Source organism: Streptomyces sp. NPDC000075 (assembly GCF_040301925.1).
Lineage (GTDB): Bacteria > Actinomycetota > Actinomycetes > Streptomycetales > Streptomycetaceae > Streptomyces > Streptomyces polychromogenes.
The window spans coordinates 1-5,108 of the sequence record NZ_JBEPFL010000077.1; the positions used below are offsets into that span (position 1 = coordinate 1).

Here is a 5,108-nt window from a genome sequence, read left to right on the forward strand (position 1 = left end):
CATCGTCCGTACCGGGTTCATCCCGATCGCCCCGGAGCAGGGTCTGGCCCTCTTCGACACCGCCCTGTCGCAGGGGAGCGCGGGACTGGTTCCGGCTCCGCTGGACCTCAAGGCCCTCCAGGAGCGGGGCCGCGAACTCCCGGCGCTGCTGCGCGGACTCGTCCGCACCCCCGTCCGCCGCACGGCCACGGGTGTGGACCCGGCGGCGGCCACGACCGCCGGCGCGGCATCGCTGGCGGACCGGCTGCGCGGTCTGCCGGAGGACGACCGGCTTCCCTTCGTCCAGAGCCTGGTCCGTACCCAGGTCGCCGCGGTCCTCGGCTTCGCCGGCGGCCACGCGGTGCCCCTGAACCGGTCCTTCACCAACCTGGGCTTCGACTCGCTCAGCACGTTCGAACTGCGCAACGCCCTGGGCACGGACACCGGCCTGAAGCTGCCGGCGACACTCGTCTTCGACTACCCCGAGGTCGACAGCCTCGCCCGGTACCTGCTCGGCCTGCTGCTGCCCCCGGCGGAACCCGGCGCCGTCCTCCTCGACCAGCTGGACGCTCTGACCGGCACCATCGAGGCCCTCGGCCCGGACGACGACCCGCTGCGCGAAGCCGCCGAGTCCCGGCTGCGCACGCTGCTGGCCACGCTCGCCCCGACCACCGTCCCCTCGGGCGCCCGCAGCGGCGACGAACGGATCGAGACGGCGACCGCGGACGAGCTCCTCGACCTCATCGACGCGGAATTCGGCACCCTCTGATCCGCCGCGACGGACAACCGACCCTGAAAGGAACACCGCCCGTGGCGGACGAAACCCGACTCGTCGAATACCTCAAGCGAGTCACCTCAGAACTGCGCCAGGCCAACCAGCGCATCGAAGACATGCAGGACGAGGCCCACGAGCCGATCGCGATCGTGGGCATGAGCTGCCGCTACCCCGGCGGGGTCGAGAGCCCCGAGGACCTGTGGCGGCTCGTCGAGACCGGCGCCGACGGCGTCACCGGCTTCCCGGAGAACCGGGGCTGGGACCTCGAACGGCTCTTCCACGAGGACCCCGACCACCGGGGCACCTCCTACAGCCGCGAGGGCGGGTTCCTGCACGACGCGGGCGAGTTCGACCCCGACCTGTTCGGGATCTCGCCGCGCGAGGCCCTGGCGATGGACCCGCAGCAGCGGCTCCTGCTCCAGACCTCCTGGGAGACCCTCGAACGCGCGGGCATCGACCCGCTGTCCGTGCGCGGATCGCGCACCGGCGTGTTCGTCGGCCTGATGTACCACGACTACGCGTCCAAGATCGGCACCCCGCCGGAGGACCTGGAGGGCTACCTCGGCAGCGGCACGGCCGGCAGCATCGCCTCCGGCCGGGTGGCGTACGTCCTGGGCCTCGAAGGCCCCGCCGTCACCGTGGACACCGCCTGCTCCTCGTCCCTGGTGACCCTGCACCTGGCCGTGCAGGCACTGCGCCGGGGCGAGTGCGCCCTCGCCCTCGCCGGCGGCGTGACCGTCATGTCCACCCCCGGCACCTTCGTGGACTTCAGCCGCCAGCGCGGACTGGCCGTCGACGGCCGCTGCAAGTCCTTCTCGGACGACGCGGACGGCACCGGCTGGGGCGAGGGCGTCGGCATGCTCCTCGTGGAGAAGCTCTCCGACGCCCGCCGCAACGGACACCGGGTGCTCGGCCTGGTGCGCGGCTCCGCCGTCAACCAGGACGGCGCCAGCAACGGCCTGACCGCACCCAACGGGCCCTCCCAGCAGCGCGTCATCCAGCAGGCCCTGACCGACGCCCGCCTCCAGGTCCAGGACGTGGACACCGTCGAGGCGCACGGCACGGGCACCCGGCTCGGCGACCCGATCGAGGCCCAGGCCCTGCTCGCCACCTACGGGCGCCGCCGCCGGCCGGACGGCAGCCCCCTCTACCTGGGCTCACTGAAGTCCAACATCGGCCACACGCAGGCCGCCGCCGGCGTCGCGGGCGTCATCAAGATGGTCCAGGCCATGCGGCACGGCTTGCTGCCCCGGACCCTGCACGTGAACGAGCCCTCCTCGCACGTCGACTGGTCGGCCGGCGCGGTGGAACTCCTCACCGAGGCCCGCGCCTGGCCCGAGACCGGACGGCCGCGCCGCGCCGGCGTGTCCTCCTTCGGCATCAGCGGCACCAACGCCCACGTCATCCTGGAACAGGCCCCGGAGGAAGCGGAGCAGGCACCGGCTCCGGGCGAGGAGCCCAGGCCGTCCGGCGAGCGGGCCGACGCCGTCCGCCTGCCCGTCCTGCCGTTCCTGCTGTCCGCCGCGTCCGACGAGGCCCTGCGCGGCCAGGCCGGCCGGCTCGCCGCCCGGCTGCGCGAGCACCCCGGCACCGACCTCGTGGACCTGGCCGCATCGCTCGCCACCACCCGCGCCGCACTCGACCGGCGGGCCGTGCTCGTCGCACGCGACCACGCCGAACTGCTCGACGGCCTCGACTCCCTGGCCCGCGGTGAACACGCCGACGGCGTGTACACCGGCACCCCGGCCGAAGGCCCGCTGGCCTTCCTCTTCACCTTCCAGGGCAGCCAGCGCCCCGGCATGGGCCGCGAGCTCCACGAGGCCTTCCCGGTCTACGCCCAGGCCTTCGACGAGGTGTGCGCCGCGCTCGACCCGCACCTCGACCGCCCGCTGAAGTCGATCGTCTTCGCCCCCGAGGGCTCCCCGGAGGCCGCCCTCCTCAACCGCACCGGCTGGTCCGCGCCCGCCATCTTCGCCCTCGAAGTCGCCCTGTACCGGCTGCTGGAACACTGGGGCCTGCGCCCCGACGCGGTCTCCGGCGGCTCGCTCGGCGACTACGCCGCCCTGCACGTCGCCGGCGTGCTGCCGCTCCGGGAGACCGCGCACCTGCTGGTCACCCGCAGCCGCCTGATCGAGGAACTCCCCGAGGGCGGCGCGATGATCGCGCTGGAGGCCTCCGAGGACGAGGTGCGCGCCGGCCTCGACGAGCTCGGCATCACCGGCCGCCTCTCCGTCGCCCTGGTCAACGGGCCGCGCGCCGTGGTCGTCTCCGGCGAGGAGGACGCCGTCCTCGCCACCGCCGCGTACTGGCGCGAACGGGGCCGCAGGACCCACCGGGTGGAGGTCAGCCACGCCTTCCACTCCGCCCACATGGATCCGGTGCTCGACGCGTTCGGCGCGTTCGCGCGGCGCCTGGACTTCCGGGCGCCCACCGTCCCCATGGTCGACGGACTCACCGGCCGCCTCTTCGACGAGGGCCAGGTCCCGGGCGCCGACTACTGGGTCCGCCACATCCGCGAGGGTGCCCGCTTCTTCGACAGCGTGCGCACCCTGGAGACCCTGGGCACCGCGACCTACCTCGAGGTCGGTCCCATCGACATGCAGGCCCAGATGGGCCAGGACTGCCTCGTCGACACCGACCCCCGGGCGCTCGTGCCCGCCCTGCGCCGTGGCACGCCCGAGCTGGAGTCCCTGGTCGCCGCCCTCGCCCGGCTGCACACCCGGGGCGTCGCCGTCGACTGGACGGGCTTCTTCGCCGAGCTCGGCGCCGCGTCCCGTGTCGACCTCCCGACGTACGCCTTCGAACGGCGCCAGTTCTGGCTCGCCTCCGGCAACGCCGCAGGCGACGCGTCCGCCTTCGGCCTCGGCGAGGCGGGCCACCCGCTCCTCGGCGCCCGCGTGACCCTGGCCGACGCCGACGGGCAGCTCTTCACGGGCAGCCTGTCGCTGCGCACCCACCCCTGGCTGGCCGACCACGCGGTGTTCGGCACGGTCCTGGTGCCGGGCGCGGCCCTGGTCGAACTCGTGCTGCACGCCGGCGAGCACGCCGGCTGCCCCGTCCTGGACGACCTCACCCTGGAGGCGCCGCTGGTGCTGTCCGTCACCGGTGGCGTCCAGCTCCAGCTCACGGTGGGCGCCGCGGGTGAGGACGGCCGCCGTGACGTGACCCTGCACTCCCGGACGGACGGTGAGGGTGCGTGGGTGCGGCATGCGAGTGGTGTGGTGTCGTCGGCGCCGGTGGAGGCCGGTTTCGATCTGGTGGAGTGGCCGCCGGCCGGTGCCGAGCCGGTGGCGGTGGAGGACCTGTACGAGCGGATGGCGGTGGCGGGTCTGGAGTACGGGCCCGCGTTCCAGGGCGTACGCGGGGTCTGGCGGTCGGGCGAGGAGGTCTTCGCCGAGGTCGCGCTCGCGGACGCCGAGGCCGGCGAGGTCGCCGGATACGGACTCCACCCCGCCCTCCTGGACGCGGCCCTCCACGCCCTCTGGTTCAGCGGCGACCGCGACGGCTCCGACGGGACGGGCGGCGCCCGGCTGCCGTTCGCCTGGACCGGTGTCTCGCTCCACGCCTCCGGGGCCACGGCCCTGCGGGTACGGATCTCCCCGGTACCCGGCTCGGACGCCGTGTCCTTCGCCCTCGCCGACACCACCGGCACGCCGGTGGCCTCCGTCGACGCACTGGCCCTGCGCCCGGTGTCCGCCGGCCAACTGACGGGTGCGGCGCACCGCGACGCGCTGTTCCAGGTGGAGTGGGCGCCGGTCGGCGCCGCCCCCGCCACGGACGTCCGCACCGCCGTGCTGGGCACCGCCGGACCGGCCGCGGCCACCGCCGCCGCCCTCGGCACCACCACCGCCGCCGACCTCGACGCCCTGGCCGCGGCCGGGCCGGTGCCCGACGTGGTGGTCGTGCCGGTCCTCGACGAGGCCGGCGCGGACGCGGAGGCCGCCCGCTCCGTCGTACGGCGTGTGCTGGCGCTGCTCCAGGAGTGGCTGGCCGACGAGCGGTACGCGGACGCCCGCCTGGTCTTCCTGACCCGGGGCGCCGCCGAAGTCCCCGCCCTCGCCGCGCTCCAGGGCATGGTGCGCTCCGCGCAGGCCGAGAACCCCGGCCGGTTCGGCCTGCTGGACGTGGACGATGTCACGGCCCTGAACTCCGCGGCCGTGCTGCCGAGCGATGACGAACCGCAGCTCGCCGTCCGCGACGGAGTCGTACGGGCGCCCAGGCTGGCCCGCGTGCCGGCGCCGGCCGGCGAGGCCCCGGACTTCGGGTCGGGGACGGTGCTGGTGACGGGTGGTACGGGTCTGCTGGGTGGGTTGGTGGCGCGGCATCTGGTGACCTCGTACGGGGTGGAGCGTTT

At 74.7% G+C, this 5,108-nt stretch carries 2 protein-coding genes; both read left to right on the forward strand.

The genetic code is table 11. The annotated features are described in order from the left end of the window. On the forward strand, positions 1-748 hold a 748-nt coding region (locus ABT403_RS38855; protein WP_351650955.1), incomplete at its 5' end, for a phosphopantetheine-binding protein. After that, on the forward strand, positions 748-5,108 hold a 4,361-nt coding region (locus ABT403_RS38860; protein WP_502966023.1), incomplete at its 3' end, for a type I polyketide synthase. The genes ABT403_RS38855 and ABT403_RS38860, both read left to right, overlap by 1 nt.